The organism is Streptococcus sp. 20925_1_44, from assembly GCF_041432435.1.
Lineage (GTDB): Bacteria > Bacillota > Bacilli > Lactobacillales > Streptococcaceae > Streptococcus > Streptococcus infantis.
Window position 1 is genome coordinate 510,640 of the sequence record NZ_JAPVZQ010000001.1, and the last position, 19,103, is coordinate 529,742.

Below are 19,103 nucleotides of genomic sequence, written 5' to 3' on the forward strand. Positions count from 1 at the left end.
CTATTCTTATTGGAAGCTGGATTGGTTGAGAAACTCAGTAATCGCAGCATCCAAGACTGCTTCTTCTGGCAAGTCTTTTGTTTCACGAATAGTTTCCAAAATCTCTGGATGTTGCGCATCAAAGAAGGCATGGAATTCTTCCTCAAAACGAACAATATCATCAACTGATATAGTATCCAAGAATCCATGAGTCAAGGCATACAGAATGGTTACTTGTTTCTCAACAGGTAGTGGTTTATGAACTGGTTGTTTCAATACTTCTACAGTACGACGACCACGGTTCAATTTAGCCTGAGTAGCAGCATCCAAGTCTGAACCAAATTTAGTAAAGGCTTCCAACTCTCGGTATGAAGCAAGGTCGATACGAAGAGTACCAGCAACCTTCTTCATGGCTTTAATCTGAGCAGAACCACCGACACGAGATACAGAAGAACCCGCATCAATAGCTGGACGAATACCCGCATTAAAGAGACTATCACTTAAGAAGATTTGTCCATCCGTAATAGAGATTACGTTTGTGGCGATATAAGCTGAGATATCTCCTGCTTGGGTCTCGATAAATGGAAGAGCCGTGATAGATCCACCGCCAAGCTCATCTGAAACTTTAGCAGAACGCTCAAGTAGACGGCTGTGAAGGTAGAAGACATCCCCTGGGAAGGCCTCACGACCTGGTGGACGGCGGAGCAAGAGAGAAAGTTCACGATAAGCTACCGCTTGTTTAGATAGGTCATCATAAACAATCAAGACATGCTTCCCTTGGTACATGAATTCTTCTGCCATAGCAACCCCTGCATAAGGAGCAAGGAAGAGCAATGGAGAAGGTTGTGAAGCTGAGGCTGTCACAACGATTGTGTAATCTAAGGCACCGTACTGACGAAGTGTTTCTACTTGTGTACGAACTGTTGATTCTTTTTGTCCAATCGCTACATAGATACAAATCATATCTTGACCTTTTTGGTTCAAGATAGCGTCAATAGCGATAGTTGTCTTCCCTGTTTGACGGTCACCAATGATCAACTCACGTTGGCCACGACCGATTGGAACAAGGGCGTCAATAGCTTTCAAACCTGTTTGCAATGGTTCTGAGACAGACTTACGTTGCATAACACCAGGAGCTGGTGCTTCAACTGGACGAGTCTTGTCTGTATTAATCGGTCCCAAACCGTCTACAGGACGACCAAGGGGATCGACTACACGTCCAATCAAGCTATCACCAACTGGAACTTCCATGATTTTCCCTGTACGACGAATTGTATCGCCTTCACGGATATCTGTAAAGTCTCCAAGAATGATAATACCGACATCTGTTGATTCCAAGTTTTGCGCCATACCATAAGAGCCGTTTTCAAAAATCAACAGCTCACCACTCATGGCATTTTCAAGACCATGAGCACGCGCAATCCCGTCACCAATATAGGTTACAACACCTGTTTCAGTCACATCAAAATTGGGTTTGAAATTTTCAATTTGTTGCTTAATTAAAGCGCTGATTTCTTGTGCGTTAATTGCCAAAAGAACACCACTTTCTATTTCAAATTTTCCTTAACAACTTTAAGTTGTTGTTTAATACTCACATCAATTGTCTTGTGATTGGCAAAAATAACAAAACCACCGATTAAACTATCGTCAATTTTTTCCTTAATGCTACGAACTTTTAGAGACATCTTTTTCTCGATGAGAGGAATTAGTCGTTCTTTCTGTTCGTCAGTCAAAGGATGTGCAGACAAAATAGTCACTTCAAAACGATTGGTTTCTTTTTCAAGACGATTCAAGCAATCTACAATCACATCATAAAACAGGTTTGATCTGTGATTGTAAAGTAGAACCTCGATAAAGTTTTGCACTAAAGGTGACACAGAGTCCTGGAAAAAACGAACCGTTTTTTCTTTATCCGACTCATCTACTGCCACCTGAGCTAAAAAAGAAGGTAAGCCTGTTTCTTCAGCTACTTGCTTGATTTGAGACAAGTCTGAAAAAATAGAGTCTTCTTCTCCTTTTTCAATCACCAATTGGACAAAAGGCATGCTGTATTTTTCAATTACCTTTAGAGTCTTTTTGTCCATTAAGCTTCTCCTAGCTGATCGATATACTGATCAATGAGTTCTTTATGGGCCTGACCGTCAAGGTTTTGAGAGATAATTTTTCCAGCTAGACTGATTGTCAAGTCTGCCACATCTCCCTTAACACTTTGTAAAGCTTCAGCTTTATTTTGAGCAATTTCTTGGTTGGCTTTTTCTTTTAAGCGCCCTGCTTCAAGTTTAGCTTCGGCCAAAATATCAGCTTTACTTTTCTCAGCTGTTTCCTTTGCATTCTCGATAATCGTTTTAGCTTCGGTACGGCTACCTGCTAACTCAGCTTCGCGTTTGCTAGCAAGTTCCTCTGCCTTTTTACGGGCTTCCTCGGCACCATCAATATCTGAAGAAATCTTTTCAGCGCGTTCATCTAAGACACTGGTAATATTTCCCCAAGCATATTTCTTCACTAAAAAGATCAATAAAAGGAAGGAACCAGCGATCAGAATAAAGTCACCAATAATGGTACTAATAGTTAAATCCATCTTCTAATCCTCCTCTACTTACTCTTCCCCTTCATTTATTTTTTTACCAATGTACATAGATGACAACATGGTAAATACATAAGCTTGAATACATGAAATGAAAATCGAAAATGCTGTCCATAACATGTTTGCAATAAAGGCAAAAGGATACCAATACAAGGCATGTTGTGACAAGGCCAATAGCAATCCCGCTAAGACCTCTCCGGCAAAGATATTTCCGTAAATCCGAATCGCCAAAGAGGCAAAATTGGTGAACTCTTCTAAAATGTTCATCGGAGTCATAAAGCCAGGTGTAACAAATGCTCTCAAATATTCTTTCACGCCTCTACGACGAACTCCTTCTACATGAGCGATCAAAGTGATCAATAATGAGAGGGATAAATCGTATCCAAGGTTGGCTGTTGGAGAAGTCCACAAGTTATAACCGTTTGTTGTTTGTACTTTTGCCATTAAACCAATATTATTGGCAACCAAGATAAACAAGAATAGAGAAAATAGGAACAAGGAATAATCCTTGATGTATGAATCTCCAATGTTTGGTTTTGCAAAACTAACCACAAAGTCATAAATCATCTCAAGAGCATTTTGTTTGCCCTTGGGACGGATGGTCATTTTACGACTTGCCCAATAGACAAAGGCAAAAACCATCAAAACAGTTACAAGAGACATGGCAAGCAGGGTCAAATCAAAGGATATTGGTCCAATATTAACGGTTGGATTCAAACTTTCTTCCATGGTTTGACACCTCCATTTCTAAATAGAGTTGTCTATTTAATGACAAATGCCATCGCTAGGGTTACAAAGAAGGTACCTTCTACAAAGGCAACACCAAGAATTAAAAGGCTGCGTAATTGGTCAATAATTTCAGGTTGACGAGCGGCAGACTTGAAGAGATTACTCATAATCAATCCTTCAGCAATAGATACACCCATACAGGCAAGACAAAGTCCGAAAAATGTTAAATTCATGACGAATTCTCCTTTTTTAAATTAAATTTACCTCCCTAGTTTAGTCCTAAAATTTGCTTTTGTCAACTTTTTACTAGTATTGAAAGCGTTTCGAATCATTTATTTCTAATTTTAGGATTTTCAAGACAATTATATAGAAAATTTTATTGTCTTTTCATACTACTTTCACTATCTTTCTTTGTTTTCTGAAAACAAAAAACCGAGTTTTACAACTCGGATTTGTCAGTTCTTATCTGAAATAAATTGAGTAATGATTTTGACAAGCTGGATTAAATGCAGCATTACAAAATGGACAAGTGCCCGTCTCTGTATACTCTTCATACGTTAGTGTTTTCCCACAGGATCCACATAAGATAGGTCTATCCTCTTTCAGATTTAAAGGATAGGGAGAAAATAAGTGCGACTCCAGTTCATTATGACACTGATAACAGGCATAGTATTTCTGACACTCATAGCACTGAAGTGCTACGATATCCTTATCACTATGGTAATGAACACATCTGCTTTCATGATCTACTAGTAAGCCCTGAGCTTGAACCATTCTTTTTCCTTATCTAGGCACGAACTGTGACGCTTGTTCCATCTTCTTTATAGAGATTGATCAGGCCTTCTTTCAAAGCACGTACCATGTCCCCTGCTTGAACAGGTTGAGGAACCTTGATAGTCAAAAGTTCCATTGGATTTGGGGCGCGATCGATTTTATTTCCTTTGGCATCGTGAAGATCTTCGATAAAAGTTTCAAAATGACGGAAGCCTGGTCCGTAGAACTCAACTTGGTCGCCTTCGTTGATAACGTTACGTTGACGAATGGTTGCTGTCTGAGTAGCATCATCATAAGCTACTACTTCAGCAACAAACTTGTATTCTGGAATCTTACGACGAGCTCCGAAAAGTTGCTCATTTTCAGATGGTGTTCCGTAGTAGAAACCTGTAGCCAACTCACGTTGGGCAACCTTCCACATTTCATCAATCAAGTCTTGCTTAATAGCTTCAAACTTTTCAGGGCTCTCAAGATAGGCATCAACAGCTGCCTTGTAACAGTTTGTTACTGTTGAAACATAGTGGATAGACTTCATACGGCCCTCAATCTTAAGACTGTCCACACCATTTTCAATCATATCTGGGATATGGTCAATCATAGACATATCAACCGCAGACATAGAGAATTCTTCAGGAATTTCTCCCTTGAGACTCTTACGTTCCTTACCGAAGGGCATATCGTAAAGGTCATATTTCCAACGGCAAGATTGTGAACATCCCCCACGGTTGGCATCGCGCATACTCATGTGGTTAGAAAGGGTACAACGACCAGAGTATGAGATACACATAGCTCCATGGACGAAGGCTTCAATCTCAACATCTGTACGTTTGCGAATCTCTGCCAATTCTTCCATAGAAACCTCACGCGCCAAAACGACACGAGTCAAGCCAAGTTCTTTCCAGAATTCTAGGGTTTCGTAGTTAGTCGCACTTGCTTGTGTTGAAAGGTGGATTTCAAGTCCTGGTGCTTCTGTTGCTGCAATCATGATCAAGGCTGGATCTGATACGATAACCGCTGCAATACCAATATCACGTAGTTTACGGAACCATTCTCCAGCACCTTCTTCATTTCCCTCGTGCATAACCATATTAGCAGCCACATATACCTTAGCTCCATACTTAGCCGCGAACTGTACTCCTTCTTCCATTTGTTCGAAAGTAAAGTTCCCTGCACGGCTACGAAGACCATAGGCCTGACCACCGATAAAGACAGCATCTGCTCCATATTGAACAGCTACTTTTAGTTTTTCAAGTGTTCCTGCAGGTGATAGAACCTCAGGACGTTTCAAAGTTTTTGTCATGTTTTCTCCTATTTGCAATATAAAAGTTTGACACTAATCTTTACCATTTTATAGCAAAAAGGTTCTAAAATCAAGTTTTGATTGATTGTTTAGACAATTTTAATTTTCTTGAAAAGCTAAGCTCAGCGAACTGTTTCTATTTGCCAAGCACCCCAACCTTTAAAACGAATGGCCCCCTTTTGATCCGTTTTGTAAATCGAATTCCCAAATTCTTGGTTATTCACCCCATTTTTTTCTTTAAATTTTTTCTTCTTGTCTACCGACATGACAGTGATTTTAGGCTGAAAGATTTCGAAGACTTCGACATCTGTCTTTTTCTTCGATGCTTGCTGATGAGTTAGCACTACATCTGCTTGGATTTTTGGATAAGACTTGTTTAAGAACTTCTCCTCTATATTTCCAGTGACTAGAAAAGTTTGATTTAGTAGCTTGCCATACATTGCTATTGAGGCTTTACTATTCCTGTTTTGATTTTTGATTACTTCTAAACTACTCCCAAAAATAACTAACTGCTCTCCTGTTTTAATAGGACGTACTTTCAAGTTACTTTCCTCTAATTTATCCATAAATTCTCTTTTAGATAGAGTTTCTTCAGTTACTAGAATCTCTCCAAGATTGAAGGCTTTACTAATTTCTAGTAGATGGTCTAGTTGCTTAGGTTCACTATCCGTTAAAACAAGCTGATCAATCTTTGCCACTCCTCTACTTTTCAGATAGGGAATTAAACTCCGTTTGGCAACGCTCGAGGTGACTTTCTCCTGCCAAGCTTCTTTTTTCTCAACTGCTAACTTTTCACCGACATCCAGTAATATTGTCTTTCCTGTCATGTCTCTTAGGAAAATGCTTCGCCCCTGCTCCATGTCTAGGACTGTGATTTCATTTTCCAGTGGATGTTTGGTTACTAAGAAAAGGTAAACGATAAATAGGATAAGCAAAGGTGCTTTCTTCAAATTTTTACGATAATCATAAATCAGCGCCAAAGAGACTAATAGACATACCAAAACCCAGAGATTAGGTTGACCAAAAACAAAGGGCCTAGTAGATAGCTGAGATACATAGCGTATGATGTTTTCTAGCCATTCAAAGAGAAAGTTAAACTGGGTAATAGGATATATCCATGAAAGACAGAAGAGTATTGATAAAAGGGGTAGCAAGACCATATCAAATAAAAAAGAAAAGACAAAGGTTAAGAGTATGGACCAAGGTTGAAATTCAGAAAAATAGAATGATAAAATTGGCAGAATTCCTAAGGAAATAATGAAACTTTCTCTCACCAGAGCTTTTATCCCTGCTACTTCCTCGCCAGTCATGGTCAAGATAAAGGCATAGGCACAGGAGAGCACCCCTCCAGCAGTTAGAAAGAAATTCGGCATCACGATAAACAAGACAAGGACTGTCAGAGCAAAATTATCCAGCCCCTTGAAGCCATGTTGAGCCAAAAGTTTTTGTAAGAGACTACGAATAACAGAAGCTGAGAACCCTGTCAAACCTGCATAGACCAAAGAAAAGGGATAGGCAAGCCATTTGAACTTCTCTTGCGTCAAACCCAATCGTAAGAGTGATTTTTTAAAAGCATTCATGAAGAAACCAACCTGCATCCCTGACAAAGCAAAAAGGTGAATAATTCCTAGACTGGAATAAAGTTCATTCATTTCCTCAAAATCTGTGTCCAAGTGCCCTAATAAGAGTCCCGTCATATAATTGCGCATGGGGTCAGGAAAATTCCTTTTTATCCAGACAACTGCTTTTCTTCGCAAGCTGGATAGATTTTCTCCTATATCCCAGCTGGATGCTTTCTTTAATTCGATAATTTCCGATATAGTTAAGGTCTGATAAATCCCCTGTGTTTTGAGATAGTTTCGATAATCAAATCCCGCAAAATTATTTGCTCCTTGAGGAATAGCTAGCTTTCCTTTTACTACTATCTCATGCAGTTCAGATAACTCTTTAAACCTTTCCTTTTCAGCCTCTGACTGGAATTTATAATAGACCTGAAAGAGTCTGCCATCAGACTTCCCACGAAAGGATAAACTATCTCCATTGACCTTGATAGTATCAGGCAAGATTCGTACCGTATTAACGGAGTCAACAAGATGTTGACTCGCTTCTTCTTGTTGCCATTTTTGAAATATAAACCAGCTTCCAAAAAGACCACAAACAAAGAGAACCTTGACCACAGTCTTCCATGGAAATTGAAAAAAGAGACAAAGCAGTAAAAAGACAAAGCCCAAAAGTGCTAAAAAGCTTGCTGAAAAAATAGCATAGTAGAGCCATAATAAAAGAAAACTGAGATAGATTTTTGGGATGGGAAATCGACTAATCCACTGTGACATACTCTTTTAACTTTTCTATCGTTTTCGCACCAATACCAGAAACCTTTTTGAGCTCATCAACTGACTTAAAATTACCGTTGGACTCACGATGGTCGATGATATCCTGAGCACGTTTGGCTCCCAACCCCTTGACTTGTTTAAGTTCTTCTAAACTGGCTTTATTAAGATTGACTTTCTTATTTTCTTTGGTGTTGGAAGCATTTGAATGCGCCTCTTGACTGGTAGCTTCTTCCTTAGTTGGAACATAAACAAGTGCTTCGTCACTAATTCTCTGGGCAAGATTGATAGACTTACTATCAGCATTATCTGTAAGTCCACCAGCTTTTTGGACAGCATCGTTGATCCGACTTCCAACTGGCAAATCATAGATTCCTGGTGATTTGACAGCACCTTTGACATCGACAGTAATCAGATCTTGCTCCACCACTTCTTCCTTCTGATTTTTATCTTCCTTTTCATCCTTTGAAACAGTTGTAACTTCTGTTTGCAAATTGCTTTCCTTAGCCGGTGTTTGAGCGACTGGCTTTAGGAAGAAAAATCCGCCTAAGACCATGCCCAAACTAGCACAGATAACAATGATTTTATATTCTTTGATTTTCTCAATAAGTTCTTCCATAATTTCTCCTCTCTTATCTTATTCGTAAGAGAAAGAAAAAACAGCTGAAAAAACTTTTCAACTGCTTACTTATTTGCAAAATATTCTTCTTTGGTCAAGACATATCTTAAGTAGAGAAATAAGTTTTTCTTGCAATTTATAGCGGTTTCATATAAAATAAAAACATCACAAGAAAAGACTGGGTTCTTCCTGTGATGATTTCGTATAAGAACCTAGATGTTAAATAAGGAGCTAAACTCTATGTTAATTGGAATTCCAAAGGAAATTAAAAATAATGAAAATCGTGTTGCTTTGACACCTGCTGGTGTACAGAGTCTTGTTGGTCGTGGTCACCGTGTCCTCATCGAAACAAATGCGGGACTTGGATCTGGCTTTGCTGATGCTGACTATGAAAAGCAAGGAGCTGAGATTGTCGCAACTGCTGCTGAAGCATGGGCTGCAGAGTTAGTTGTTAAAGTCAAGGAGCCCCTTGCTAGTGAGTACCAGTTCTTGCATGACGATTTACTTCTCTTCACCTACTTGCACATGGCAGCAGCCCCAGAATTAGCTGATGCTATGCTTGCAGCGAAAACAACTGGTGTTGCTTATGAAACTGTACGCAATACTGAAGGTCAACTTCCGCTATTGGTTCCAATGAGTGAGGTTGCAGGTCGTATGGCTGTCCAAATCGGAGCTCACTTCTTGACGAAACAAGCTGGTGGTTCTGGAGTTCTTTTAGGTGGTGTCCCAGGTGTACCAAAAGGAAAAGTAACCATTATCGGTGGTGGTGTCGTTGGTACACACGCAGCACGTATCGCTCTTGGTTTAGGAGCTCAAGTAACTATTCTTGATATCAGCGCTAAACGTCTCTCTGAACTTGAAGATGTCTTTGGTCACCAAATCCAAACACTCATGTCTAACCCATTTAATATCGAAGCAAGTGTGCGTGAGGCAGACGTTGTTATCGGTGCAGTATTGATTCCTGGTGCCAAAGCTCCAAAATTAGTGACAGATGACATGGTTCAACAAATGCGTCCTGGTTCTGTCATCGTAGACGTTGCTGTAGACCAAGGTGGTGTTATTGCAACAGCTGACCGTGTGACAACCCATGATGAGCCTGTATATGAGAAACACGGTGTCCTTCACTATGCGGTTGCTAACATTCCTGGAGCAGTTGCTCGTACTTCTACTATCGCCCTTACAAATGTGACCCTTCCTTATATCGAAGCCTTGGCAGGAAAAGGATTTAAGAAAGCAATCCTTGAAGACGCAGGCTTGCTTGAAGGTGTAACAACTTACCAAGGTCAACTCACAAGTCAACCAGTTGCTGAAGGTTTAGAACGTGACTTCACACCTATCAGTGAACTTGTCTAATAAGAAATTCAAAAAATTAAGAGCAGTTTTTCAACTGCTCTTTTTTTTATTCTGTTTCTTCTTGATTTTCTTCAGCTTTGACAGGTCGAGGTTCATAGGCTCTGATAATCTGAGCAACGACTGGATGGCGAACCACATCCTTGGCTGAGAAGTGTACAAAGTCGATCTGGTGAATGTTCTTAAGTTTTTCCTGGGCATCAATCAAACCTGATTTAACATTACGCGGCAGGTCAATCTGGCTAATATCCCCATTGACAATCATTTTAGAATTGAATCCTAAACGTGTCAAGAACATCTTCATCTGCATGATAGTTGTATTTTGGGCTTCATCCAAAATGACAAAGGCATCATCCAAGGTGCGTCCACGCATATAGGCCAAAGGCGCAATCTCAATAATTTCTCTCTCCATGAGACGAGTTGTTTGGTCTTTCCCTAAGATCTGATATAAGGCATCGTATACTGGACGAAGATAAGGGTCTACCTTTTCCTTCAAATCTCCTGGTAGAAATCCTAAGCTTTCCCCAGCTTCTACTGCTGGACGAGTCAGGATAATACGCTTGACTTGACCACGTTTGAGGGCTGTAACAGCCAAGGTCACTGCTAGGAAAGTTTTTCCTGTACCCGCTGGACCAATTCCAAAGGTCACATCATGGTTCTTAACACTATCTACATAAAGTTTTTGACCCAGTGTCTTTACACGTATCGGCTTACCAGTATTGTCTTTGATAATCTCTTCTTCATAGAGGGCAACAAACTTATCGATTTCATTGTTTCTAACCATATTGATGGCTGTCACCACATCCGGAGTTCCTACTGTCATGCCACGATTGACCAAGACCATCAAGGCTTGAATTACTTGCCGTGCTTCTTCACAAGAAGACTCCTCTCCCAAGACTTGTACAATCTCTGTACGAGCATGGATGATAACATCTAACTCATCCTCCATCAAGCGAAGATGGCGTTCATTGGAACCAAAAAGATGAAACAGGTCATCTGGATGACTTAACTGAATGTCTATTGAATGTTCCTTCAAATAAAGAACCTCTCTAACTCTTTAATTTCTTTTTATTATAGCAAAGGCAATTAGAAATTGCTATACCTAACACCTATGCCTTTTTAATGTTCTAAATATTCCTGCCAGATGCGATCGAAGTCTCCCATATTAAAGGAAAAACTAGCATGTTCTTCTAAAAATCGACTCACCTGATCGAAATCATCCGTATGTTTTGGGAAGGCTGACTCCTCAAAGGCAAGATCCGCTAAAATTGCTTTGGGACTATGACTCTTAGGATTACGCTCTGTCATAAGCCAAGTATAAAATGATTTTCGCATAAGCCTCCCTAAATTAACTCTGTACCAAATTGGTCTTGTTTAATCTTTCCAGCTTTCATTAAACCACCAAGCGCTTTTTTAAACTGACCTTTTGAGATACCAAAGGTAGCCTTGATGTCATCTGGTGATGATTTGTCATTTAAGGTCATAAATCCACCATTACTTTCCAAGTAAGTCAGAATCATTTGTGCATCATTTTCTAACATCTCAAAAGAGCGAGGTTTTAGTGATAGATTAAGAGTTCGGTCAACTTCACGGAAACCAATGACACGCACATCTAACACTTGCCCCAAACGTGGCTCTGCATAGCGCTCACTTGGATGAATAAATCCAAGCATGTTGTTTTCTGGTAGATAGACAAAAGTGCCTGATAACTTAAGACGATAAACGATTGCGGGCCAATTCTGATTTTGCATGTTGTTGTATGCTGGACGTGCCAAACGTTGGAAGTCTTCCTGATAAGCCAAAACTCCCCAGATACGATCTTTCTTGTCTACTTCTAGACGAATATAAAGTTTATCGTCCTTCTTAGGCCAGAGCTCTTTTAGTTCAGGTAGGATATCAAGTGACACAACGATTTCCTTGTCAGGAAGCCCTGTATCAACAAAAACACCCAAATCCTTACGCACTTCTGTTACAGTTCCCCAACCAAATTGATCCTGAGTCGCAGTCACTTCTAGGGTAGTCAAGCGAATTTTTTGCTTCATATCTGTGTAGGCGAAACCTTTAACGGTATCACCAACTGTATGCTGACCTTCTTCCTTGGCAAGAGCGTATGTTTGACCATCCTTTTGGACAAAGTAAAAACGGTCATTTTCATCGATGATGAGTCCAACGATAAAACTTGCAAGATTTGTATTCATGTTTCCTTCTTTCGAATAAAACTCAGCCAGCAATGCCAACTGAGTTTTTCTGTTTATTTCTTAGACTTCCAAGATTTCTTTTTCTTTATTGGCAGTCATGTCGTCGATGTGTTTAACAGCATCGTCTGTCGCTTTTTGAATATCTTTTTCAAGAGTCTTCAATTCATCTTCAGTGATTTCTTTAGCTTTTTCTTGTTTTTTAGCTTCATCCATAGCATCACGACGGATATTACGGATCGCTACTTTAGCATTTTCACCAACTTTTTTCACTTCTTTAGCGAGGTCGCGACGAGTTTCTTCTGTAAGAGCTGGGATTACCAAGCGAATAACAGAACCATCGTTAGCTGGTGTAATACCAAGATCTGAAGCGTTCAAAGCACGCTCGATATCCTTCAATGAAGATTTATCAAATGGTGTTACCAACAAGACACGCGCTTCAGGAATTGTGATAGAAGCGATTTGGTTAAGAGGTGTTTCGACACCATAGTATTCAACAGTAATACGGTCAAGCAAGCTAGCATTTGCACGACCTGCACGGATACCACCAAATTCACGAGCAAGTGAGTGGTGAGATTGAGTCATTCTCTCTTTAGCTTTTTCTACAATTGCGTTAGCCATAATTTTTCTTATTCCTTTTCTTCGATATTGTTTGAAACAGTTGTTCCGATATTTTCGCCAAATACAACACGTTTGATATTGCCAGGTTGGTTCATATTAAAGACTACCAAGTCAATATCGTTATCCATAGATAGAGTTGAAGCTGTTGAATCCATGATACGGAGTCCTTTATTAATAACATCACGGTGAGTCAATTCTTCAAATTTAACAGCCGTTTTATCTTTCTTAGGATCCGCATTGTAGACACCGTCTACACCATTCTTAGCCATCAAAATAGCGTCCGCTTCAATCTCAGCCGCACGAAGAGCCGCTGTTGTATCTGTAGAGAAGTAAGGTGAACCAATTCCCGCGCCAAAGATAACGATACGTCCTTTTTCAAGGTGGCGAAGGGCACGTCCACGAATATAAGGCTCTGCTACTTGTTGCATGGCAATAGCTGTTTGTACGCGAGTATCAACACCAGCTTGTTGCAATGAATCTGCCATCACAAGAGCATTCATGACTGTCCCAAGCATTCCAGTATAATCCGCTTGAACACGATCCATACCAGCTTCTGCTGCAGGTTCTCCACGCCAAAGGTTTCCACCACCGATAACCAAGGCGATTTCAATTCCTAGCTCGTGAACTTCCTTGATTTCTTGGGCCATACTTTGGACGGTTTTGATATCAATACCGACACCACGTTCGCCAGCAAGGGCTTCACCAGATAGCTTGATTAAGATACGTTTATACTTAGGTTCTACCATTTTCTCTCTCCTTTTTTCATCCTACCTATTTTATCACAATTTCAAGGATTTTTATAGTATCATGAACAATTCTTTCAAAAAAATTAGACAGATAAAAATTTCTCTAAATCAGACAAGGCACGTTCTGCAATTTTCTCATAACGAGCCTTTTTATCACGAATACGCTCACCTTCTAACTCCTTGATAATCCCGAAGTTGACATTCATGGGTTGGAAATGCTTGCTATCAGCATGGGTGATATAATGAGCCAAACTACCGATAGCTGTAGTCTCTGGGAAAATAGCCTCGCTTTCTCCCTTGAAAAGACGAGCAGCATTGATTCCAGCAACTAATCCGGAAGCAGCCGACTCAACATATCCTTCCACACCTGTCATCTGACCAGCAAAGAAAAGATTTGGCTGTTTCTTAGAACGGTATGTCTGTTCAAGAAGATTTGGCGAATCCATATAGGAATTACGATGCATGACACCATAACGGACAAACTCAGCATTTTCAAGACCTGGAATCATTTGGAAGACACGCTTCTGCTCTCCCCATTTGAGGTGAGTTTGGAAACCAACGATGTTATAAAGACTTCCAGCCGCATTGTCCTGACGAAGCTGAACAACTGCATACGGTGTTTTAAAGTCACCATCACGAGGCCCCTTATAGTCTTCTGGATATTCTAGACCAACTGGTTTCATAGGGCCATAAAGCATGGTTTTAATGCCACGTTTAGCCATAACTTCAATTGGCATACAGCCTTCAAAGTACTTCTCTTTTTCAAAAGAACTAAGGGGTGCTTCTTCTGCATTTACCAAGGCTTCATGGAAATCCATAAACTCTTGCTTGGTCATCGGAGCATTGAGGTAGGCAGCTTCTCCCTTGTCATACCGAGACTTGAGATAGACCTTGCTCATATCGATGGTATTGACGTCTATAATAGGCGCTGCCGCGTCATAGAAATAGAAGCCATCGCCGTCATTAAGGGCATGAATTTTCTCAGCCAGGGCATCGCTAGTCAAGGGACCAGTAGCGACAACTGTAATAACATCTGTCGGCAATTCTGTAATTTCATCACGAACCACTTCAATCAAAGGGTGATTGGCAATTTTTTCAGTGACCATTTGGGAGAAACCATCACGGTCAACTGCGAGGGCTCCACCTGCAGGAACACGGGTTGCTTCTGCTGATTCTAAAATCACAGAACCAAGACGACGCATTTCTTCCTTGAGGAGCCCGACAGCATTTGTAAGAGCATCCCCTCGTAATGAGTTGGAACACACTAATTCTGCAAAATTATCTGTTTTATGCTGAGGTGTTGATTTGACACCACGCATTTCATAAAGTTTAACTGGAATACCACGCTCTGCGATTTGGTAAGCTGCTTCCGAACCTGCTAAACCCGCACCGATAACATTAATATAAGATTGAGACATGACACTAATACCTCTTTGGGTGGAACCTAAGTTCATATCAAAACAAGCTACCGGACTGTTTGACACCCACAAATCTTTCTAATTTTTCTTTTACTAGTATAACAAAAAAAGGGAAGAAGGCAAACTTCCCTGTTTAGTCATCCGATTGATTCTCTTCCCATTCATGATAAGCTGCGTAGAGCTGGCTTTTGTTCCACTGATAAATCTTAGCGACTTCCTTAATGGCTTGATTTTTCTTAACACCTTCTTGGATGCGCTCTTGTATTTCTGAGAATAAATCCTCTTCATCCTTATCTTCTACTTCTTGACTAGCACCTTCTACAATGAGAAGACACTCGCCCTTGAGCGGTGTTTCAGAGATACTTTCAAGCAACTCAGTGATTTTCCCCCGTTGGTATTCTTCAAAAATCTTAGTCAATTCTCGAACTAAGACAACTGAACGATCACCGTAGACCTCTAGCATATTTTCTAGGGTATCAACCACACGATGTGGAGATTCATAGAAAATCTGGGTCTCAGGATACTCTTTTTTTGATTCGAAAAATTGCTTTTGTTGTCCCGATTTTCGAGGTAAAAATCCATAAAAAATGTGGGGTTGTGGAGCTAAACCACTGGCAATCAAGGCAGAAATTCCTGCGCTAGCACCTGGAACTGTGACAACTGCTATATCTTCTTCAATTGCCGCCTTGACTAAATCATGACCTGGGTCAGAAATGCTAGGTAGACCTGCATCCGAAACCTGAGCGATATTTTGACCTTGTTTCAACAAACCAATCAAATCAGGAATCTTTTCCTTGGCATTGTGCTCATAAAAACTGATTTGTTTGGTTGAAATGTCGAAATGCTTCAGCAATAGACCAGTATTACGAGTATCCTCGGCAGCAATCCAATCCACTTCTTTCAAAGTCTGAATAGCACGAAAGGTCATATCTTCTAGATTCCCAATCGGCGTTGCGACAAGATATAACTTACCATAAGGTGACTGCCCTTTAAAACTTTTTTGAATCTGCATGCTTACTCCCTAAACAACAATTCATCACAAAACATACATTCTGCATCTTGTTCACGACGTTGGCCATAAAAGTCGCGACACACATGAAAACCGTCGTCATAGATTCGGCTCACGTTTTCTCTAACATGCTTGGTCTTAGTTGGAGCTGTTTCTTCTTCCTCATTCAAGCGCTCTCTCAGTTTATCGTTTTCTAAGCGAAGAGCTGTATTCTCCTCTACAACACTCTTGAGATTTTTTTTGATGGCTTCGACATCTGCCAAGGTTGCCAACAACTGTTGAGAAAAATCATCTAAGGCATCAAATAATTCTTTCTTGTTCATGAACAGCCCTTTCTTTTTCTGTTTTCATGTTCATTTTATTGTAAAACTAGGTATTCCAAAGAATTCTGGAAAGACACATTTGCTTTCCACATTTTTCTGGCTTCGAGAAGGTTTTGCAATATTGTACGTGCTGCATTTTTTTGAATCTCTTGGCCTGCTAAAACTTCTAAAATTCTAAAGACTTGGTCTTGTTTTTCTTTGTCATCTGCTAAACTAGCTAATTTTGCAACCTGTAAATAAGATTCCTTTTTCCCAGCATCTAACCAAGAATAGAATCGTTCACTTTCTTCAAGTAGAGTCCAAAAACTTGTTTGATTTGTCAGTTTTTCGGCTTCTGCTTGCGATTGACTAAACTCAGCTAAAAGCCTTGCTTTATTTTTGACCAATCCTGCTTGTTCAAGTTGATTCCTAAGGCTTTCGACTTGTTTCTTAAATTGAAAAATCTGTGTCCGACTTCGAATAGTTGGTAACATCTGCTCTTGATCATTGGTTAAAAAGAAAATATAGGTTTCACTTTGCGGTTCTTCAATGACCTTTAGTAATGAATTGGCGGCATTGGCATGCATTTTTTCTGCTTGTTCAATAATAAAAACCTGACGTTGATTTTCGATTCCTGATTGAGAAAACTGGCCAACTAATTCTCGGATTCTTTCCGTTTTAATGATTTGATTCATCGGACGAATAATGGTGACATCAGGAAATTCTTCCTGATCAATCAACTTACAATTTCGGCAAGACTCGCAAGGCAAGACACCCTGCTTTTCTGTACAGAACAAACTCTTAGACAGAAATAAGGCCATCTCCATGCTTCCGAAATACCCTGAAAAGAGATAGGCATGATTCAGCTGTCCTTGTTCTAAGATGTGAACAAAACGGTCAAATTGCTGGGGTTGACAAGCTTTTAATTGCTCTTGATTCATTCTGTCAGCCCCATCCTGTCAAATAAAACTTGTTTAGTATTTTCAACTACTTGATTTAGTGGTAAACTCGCATCGATTTTAACAATACGCTCACCTTCTTTCTCAAGAAGAGAAAGATAGCCTTGACGAACTTTTCTGTGCAGGTCTAAACCTTCCAAATCTAAACGATTGACTTCGCGATCGCTGTTTGCTGCGATTCTTTCAAGCCCCTTTTCTACTTCAATATCAAAATAAAGTGTCAAATCCGGCTTGAGACCATCTGTCGCAAATTGATTGAGCCAGTCAATAGCTTCAATATCCAAACCACGACCAAAGCCTTGATAAGCAACTGAACTATCAATAAAACGATCCATGATGACCAATTTTCCAGCTGCAAGTGCTGGCAAGACCTTCTCTACTAGGTGCTGTCTACGACTTGCAATATAGAGAAGCAACTCTGTCTTTGGATCCATCTGAGTATGACTAGGATCTAAAATGACTTCTCGAATCTTCTCACCAATCAAAACACCACCTGGCTCACGTGTTGTTAAAAACTCAATATTCTTTTCTTCTAACAAAGGAAGGATAGCTTCAAGCACACTCGTTTTACCAGCTCCCTCTGGCCCCTCTAAAGAGACTAAAAATCCTTTTGACATGACGAACTCATTTCTTTTTTTCTTCCTTCTATTCTATCAAAAAAACAGGCATTTGTGAAAAGCTTTTTAACCTAATAAAAATTTATTCTGAAAAACTAGGATATACATTCGTTAATAAATAAGATAATGATTTAATTAAGTTTCTATATTCGTAATCAACTACCATACTGTCTTATTTTGTCTTTGTATAAGTAGAAAAAAAGAACCTTGCATAGCAAGATTCTTTTAATGTCTGACTTAAATAATTGTTCTTCTGGGAACTAAATCGAATTAAGCTTCGATTTCTGTAACCATACCTGAACCAACAGTACGTCCACCCTCACGGATAGAGAATGTAGTACCTTGTTCTACGGCGATTGGGTGGATCAACTCAACGTCGATTGTCACGTTATCACCTGGCATTACCATTTCAGTACCTGCTGGAAGTTCGATTGAACCTGTAACGTCAGTAGTACGGAAGTAGAATTGTGGGCGGTAGTTGTTGAAGAATGGAGTGTGACGTCCACCTTCTTCTTTAGTAAGGATGTAAACTTCACCTTTGAATTTAGTGTGTGGGTTGATTGAACCTGGTTTAGCGATAACTTGTCCACGTTCGATTTCGTCACGTTGAACACCACGAAGAAGGACACCTACGTTATCTCCTGCAAGACCTTCGTCAAGTTGTTTACGGAACATTTCAACACCAGTAACAACTGCTTTTGAAGTTTCTTCTTTGATACCAACGATTTCGATTTCGTCGTTGACACGAACAGTACCACGGTCGATACGTCCTGAAGCAACTGTACCACGTCCAGTGATTGAGAATACGTCCTCGACTGGAAGAAGCAATGGTTTGTCAGTGTCACGTTCTGGTTCTGGAATGTACTCATCAACAGTGTTCATCAATTCCATGATGATGTCTTCGTATTTAGAGTCACCTTCAAGAGCTTTAAGAGCTGAACCTTGGATAACTGGAAGATCGTCACCTGGGAAGTCGTATTCTGAAAGAAGGTCACGGATTTCCATTTCAACCAATTCAAGCAATTCTTCGTCGTCAACCAAGTCGATCTTGTTCATGAAGACGATAAGGTGTTTAACACCAACCTGACGTGAAAGAAGGATGTGCTCACGAGTTTGTGGCATTGGTCCGTCAGTTGAAGCTACTACAAGGATAGCTCCGTCCATTTGAGCGGCACCAGTGATCATGTTTTTAACGTAGTCCGCGTGTCCTGGAGCGTCGATGTGAGCGTAGTGACGTTTTTCAGTTTCGTACTCAACGTGCGCAGTGTTGATAGTGATACCGCGTTCGCGTTCTTCTGGAGCAGCATCGATAGACGCATAGTCTTTAGGTTGGTTAACTGCTGAAGGCAAGCGACGTGCCAAAACAGTTGTGATAGCTGCAGTTAGGGTAGTTTTACCGTGGTCAACGTGTCCGATAGTACCAATGTTAACGTGTGGTTTACTACGATCGTATTTTTCTTTTGCCATTTGAGTAAAAGCCTCCAATAAAATATATTTTATAGATAGACAGTAGGCAATACAGTCTAACTTTCCTTACTATTTTATCAAATTTTAGCTAAATTGCAAGTCTT

Annotated in this window: 21 protein-coding genes; 1 reads left to right on the forward strand and 20 read right to left on the reverse strand. The window is 40.1% G+C overall.

What is annotated here, in order from left to right:
- Positions 1-6: 6 nt before the first annotated feature.
- The 9 genes from atpA to O3643_RS02465 all read right to left on the reverse strand — a co-directional run bounded on the left by atpA (position 7) and on the right by O3643_RS02465 (position 8,315).
- Positions 7-1,512 (reverse strand): F0F1 ATP synthase subunit alpha, encoded by a 1,506-nt coding sequence (gene atpA / locus O3643_RS02425; RefSeq protein WP_004253321.1) that lies wholly within the window; start codon positions 1,510-1,512, stop codon positions 7-9.
- 14 nt (positions 1,513-1,526) lie between these two features.
- Positions 1,527-2,063: a F0F1 ATP synthase subunit delta gene (locus tag O3643_RS02430; protein ID WP_223338978.1), complete on the reverse strand. Its 537-nt coding sequence runs from the start codon at positions 2,061-2,063 to the stop codon at positions 1,527-1,529.
- Positions 2,063-2,557, reverse strand: a complete 495-nt coding sequence (atpF, locus tag O3643_RS02435; protein ID WP_006148662.1) for a F0F1 ATP synthase subunit B — start codon at positions 2,555-2,557, stop codon at positions 2,063-2,065. Before atpF ends, O3643_RS02430 begins: the two co-directional genes overlap by 1 nt.
- An 18-nt stretch (positions 2,558-2,575) precedes the next feature.
- Complete coding sequence (atpB, locus tag O3643_RS02440) at positions 2,576-3,292, reverse strand: F0F1 ATP synthase subunit A (protein ID WP_004253312.1); 717 nt, start codon at positions 3,290-3,292, stop codon at positions 2,576-2,578.
- A gap of 32 nt (positions 3,293-3,324) precedes the next feature.
- Positions 3,325-3,525: a F0F1 ATP synthase subunit C gene (locus O3643_RS02445; RefSeq protein WP_004253309.1), complete on the reverse strand. Its 201-nt coding sequence runs from the start codon at positions 3,523-3,525 to the stop codon at positions 3,325-3,327.
- A 229-nt stretch (positions 3,526-3,754) separates the two neighbouring features.
- Positions 3,755-4,066 (reverse strand): CHY zinc finger protein, encoded by a 312-nt coding sequence (locus O3643_RS02450; protein ID WP_371499600.1) that lies wholly within the window; start codon positions 4,064-4,066, stop codon positions 3,755-3,757.
- Positions 4,067-4,079: 13 nt separating this feature from the next.
- Positions 4,080-5,366: a U32 family peptidase gene (locus tag O3643_RS02455; RefSeq protein WP_371499602.1), complete on the reverse strand. Its 1,287-nt coding sequence runs from the start codon at positions 5,364-5,366 to the stop codon at positions 4,080-4,082.
- 122 nt (positions 5,367-5,488) lie between these two features.
- Positions 5,489-7,699, reverse strand: a complete 2,211-nt coding sequence (locus tag O3643_RS02460; RefSeq protein WP_371499604.1) for a ComEC/Rec2 family competence protein — start codon at positions 7,697-7,699, stop codon at positions 5,489-5,491.
- Positions 7,683-8,315, reverse strand: a complete 633-nt coding sequence (locus O3643_RS02465) for a helix-hairpin-helix domain-containing protein (protein ID WP_371499606.1) — start codon at positions 8,313-8,315, stop codon at positions 7,683-7,685. Before O3643_RS02465 ends, O3643_RS02460 begins: the two co-directional genes overlap by 17 nt.
- Positions 8,316-8,555: 240 nt before the next feature.
- Between O3643_RS02465 and ald the strand changes: the two genes are divergently transcribed.
- The gene (gene ald / locus O3643_RS02470) at positions 8,556-9,668 is read left to right on the forward strand and encodes an alanine dehydrogenase (protein WP_371499608.1); all 1,113 of its coding nucleotides are present in this window, start codon (positions 8,556-8,558) and stop codon (positions 9,666-9,668) included.
- A gap of 46 nt (positions 9,669-9,714) precedes the next feature.
- On the opposite strand, the gene O3643_RS02475 is transcribed toward ald, so the two are convergent.
- The 11 genes from O3643_RS02475 to tuf all read right to left on the reverse strand — a co-directional run bounded on the left by O3643_RS02475 (position 9,715) and on the right by tuf (position 18,999).
- Positions 9,715-10,701: a PhoH family protein gene (locus O3643_RS02475; protein WP_036752940.1), complete on the reverse strand. Its 987-nt coding sequence runs from the start codon at positions 10,699-10,701 to the stop codon at positions 9,715-9,717.
- 83 nt (positions 10,702-10,784) lie between these two features.
- Positions 10,785-11,000 carry a YozE family protein gene (locus O3643_RS02480; RefSeq protein ID WP_006154472.1) on the reverse strand — a complete coding sequence of 72 codons (216 nt, stop codon included), beginning with the start codon at positions 10,998-11,000 and terminating at the stop codon, positions 10,785-10,787.
- 8 nt (positions 11,001-11,008) lie between these two features.
- Complete coding sequence (cvfB, locus tag O3643_RS02485) at positions 11,009-11,863, reverse strand: RNA-binding virulence regulatory protein CvfB (protein ID WP_371499611.1); 855 nt, start codon at positions 11,861-11,863, stop codon at positions 11,009-11,011.
- Positions 11,864-11,923: 60 nt separating this feature from the next.
- Positions 11,924-12,481 (reverse strand): ribosome recycling factor, encoded by a 558-nt coding sequence (gene frr, locus O3643_RS02490; protein ID WP_006152642.1) that lies wholly within the window; start codon positions 12,479-12,481, stop codon positions 11,924-11,926.
- Positions 12,482-12,489: 8 nt separating this feature from the next.
- Positions 12,490-13,227: a UMP kinase gene (pyrH, locus tag O3643_RS02495; RefSeq protein WP_004253279.1), complete on the reverse strand. Its 738-nt coding sequence runs from the start codon at positions 13,225-13,227 to the stop codon at positions 12,490-12,492.
- 83 nt (positions 13,228-13,310) lie between these two features.
- Positions 13,311-14,645, reverse strand: a complete 1,335-nt coding sequence (trmFO, locus tag O3643_RS02500) for a methylenetetrahydrofolate--tRNA-(uracil(54)-C(5))-methyltransferase (FADH(2)-oxidizing) TrmFO (RefSeq protein ID WP_281137301.1) — start codon at positions 14,643-14,645, stop codon at positions 13,311-13,313.
- A gap of 133 nt (positions 14,646-14,778) precedes the next feature.
- Entirely contained in the window at positions 14,779-15,657 is an 879-nt protein-coding gene (rsmI, locus tag O3643_RS02505; RefSeq protein WP_371499614.1) for a 16S rRNA (cytidine(1402)-2'-O)-methyltransferase, read from the reverse strand.
- A gap of 2 nt (positions 15,658-15,659) precedes the next feature.
- Complete coding sequence (gene yabA / locus O3643_RS02510) at positions 15,660-15,977, reverse strand: DNA replication initiation control protein YabA (protein WP_223332880.1); 318 nt, start codon at positions 15,975-15,977, stop codon at positions 15,660-15,662.
- A 35-nt stretch (positions 15,978-16,012) separates the two neighbouring features.
- The gene (locus O3643_RS02515; protein WP_371499616.1) at positions 16,013-16,897 is read right to left on the reverse strand and encodes a DNA polymerase III subunit delta'; all 885 of its coding nucleotides are present in this window, start codon (positions 16,895-16,897) and stop codon (positions 16,013-16,015) included.
- Complete coding sequence (tmk, locus tag O3643_RS02520; protein ID WP_006153211.1) at positions 16,894-17,532, reverse strand: dTMP kinase; 639 nt, start codon at positions 17,530-17,532, stop codon at positions 16,894-16,896. The genes O3643_RS02515 and tmk overlap by 4 nt, the downstream gene beginning before the upstream one ends.
- 270 nt (positions 17,533-17,802) lie before the next feature.
- On the reverse strand, positions 17,803-18,999 hold the full coding sequence (gene tuf, locus O3643_RS02525; RefSeq protein WP_004253262.1) for an elongation factor Tu: 1,197 nt from the start codon (positions 18,997-18,999) through the stop codon (positions 17,803-17,805).
- Positions 19,000-19,103 lie beyond the last annotated feature (104 nt).

Excerpts from the sequence above, each read along its gene's own strand:
- O3643_RS02460 (WP_371499604.1), bottom strand. The coding sequence starts at position 7,699 with ATGTCACAGTGGATTAGTCGATTTCCCATCCCAAAAATCTATCTCAGT.
- O3643_RS02465 (WP_371499606.1), bottom strand. The coding sequence starts at position 8,315 with ATGGAAGAACTTATTGAGAAAATCAAAGAATATAAAATCATTGTTATC.
- atpF (WP_006148662.1), bottom strand. The coding sequence starts at position 2,557 with ATGGATTTAACTATTAGTACCATTATTGGTGACTTTATTCTGATCGCT.
- atpB (WP_004253312.1), bottom strand. The coding sequence starts at position 3,292 with ATGGAAGAAAGTTTGAATCCAACCGTTAATATTGGACCAATATCCTTT.
- O3643_RS02450 (WP_371499600.1), bottom strand. The coding sequence starts at position 4,066 with ATGGTTCAAGCTCAGGGCTTACTAGTAGATCATGAAAGCAGATGTGTT.
- yabA (WP_223332880.1), bottom strand. The coding sequence starts at position 15,977 with ATGAACAAGAAAGAATTATTTGATGCCTTAGATGATTTTTCTCAACAG.
- ald (WP_371499608.1), top strand. The coding sequence starts at position 8,556 with ATGTTAATTGGAATTCCAAAGGAAATTAAAAATAATGAAAATCGTGTT.
- O3643_RS02515 (WP_371499616.1), bottom strand. The coding sequence starts at position 16,897 with ATGAATCAAGAGCAATTAAAAGCTTGTCAACCCCAGCAATTTGACCGT.
- trmFO (WP_281137301.1), bottom strand. The coding sequence starts at position 14,645 with ATGTCTCAATCTTATATTAATGTTATCGGTGCGGGTTTAGCAGGTTCG.
- tuf (WP_004253262.1), bottom strand. The coding sequence starts at position 18,999 with ATGGCAAAAGAAAAATACGATCGTAGTAAACCACACGTTAACATTGGT.
- cvfB (WP_371499611.1), bottom strand. The coding sequence starts at position 11,863 with ATGAATACAAATCTTGCAAGTTTTATCGTTGGACTCATCATCGATGAA.
- O3643_RS02480 (WP_006154472.1), bottom strand. The coding sequence starts at position 11,000 with ATGCGAAAATCATTTTATACTTGGCTTATGACAGAGCGTAATCCTAAG.
- pyrH (WP_004253279.1), bottom strand. The coding sequence starts at position 13,227 with ATGGTAGAACCTAAGTATAAACGTATCTTAATCAAGCTATCTGGTGAA.
- O3643_RS02445 (WP_004253309.1), bottom strand. The coding sequence starts at position 3,525 with ATGAATTTAACATTTTTCGGACTTTGTCTTGCCTGTATGGGTGTATCT.
- tmk (WP_006153211.1), bottom strand. The coding sequence starts at position 17,532 with ATGTCAAAAGGATTTTTAGTCTCTTTAGAGGGGCCAGAGGGAGCTGGT.
- rsmI (WP_371499614.1), bottom strand. The coding sequence starts at position 15,657 with ATGCAGATTCAAAAAAGTTTTAAAGGGCAGTCACCTTATGGTAAGTTA.
- O3643_RS02455 (WP_371499602.1), bottom strand. The coding sequence starts at position 5,366 with ATGACAAAAACTTTGAAACGTCCTGAGGTTCTATCACCTGCAGGAACA.
- frr (WP_006152642.1), bottom strand. The coding sequence starts at position 12,481 with ATGGCTAACGCAATTGTAGAAAAAGCTAAAGAGAGAATGACTCAATCT.
- O3643_RS02430 (WP_223338978.1), bottom strand. The coding sequence starts at position 2,063 with ATGGACAAAAAGACTCTAAAGGTAATTGAAAAATACAGCATGCCTTTT.